The sequence below is a fragment of the Streptomyces fulvoviolaceus genome (genome assembly GCF_000718165.1).
In the GTDB taxonomy this organism is placed as follows: domain Bacteria; phylum Actinomycetota; class Actinomycetes; order Streptomycetales; family Streptomycetaceae; genus Streptomyces; species Streptomyces fulvoviolaceus.
In genome coordinates this window covers 1-227 of record NZ_JOEY01000234.1, presented here as the reverse complement: position 1 = coordinate 227, position 227 = coordinate 1, and the positions used below count along the sequence as shown (strand labels likewise).

The 227-nt window shown below is 67.4% G+C and carries 1 protein-coding gene; it reads right to left on the bottom strand.

Going from position 1 to position 227, the window contains the following annotated elements:
* Nucleotides 1-227: carboxyl transferase domain-containing protein (locus IG08_RS55570; RefSeq protein WP_043457899.1), on the bottom strand; the 227-nt coding region annotated here is incomplete at both ends.

The following is a 227-nucleotide window of genomic DNA, read 5'->3' as shown; positions in this document are numbered from 1 at the left end:
CGGTTGTTCTGCGGGAGCATCGACAGGAGGTAGCGGACCTCGGCGAGGCAGGTCTCCTCGTCGTCGTAGGCGAAGTGGCAGACACCGGAGGTCTCGGCGTGCACGTCGGCGCCGCCGAGGCCGTTCTGGGTGATCTCCTCGCCGGTGACGGCCTTGACCACGTCCGGGCCGGTGATGAACATCTGCGAGGTCTCGCGGACCATGAACACGAAGTCGGTCAGGGCCGG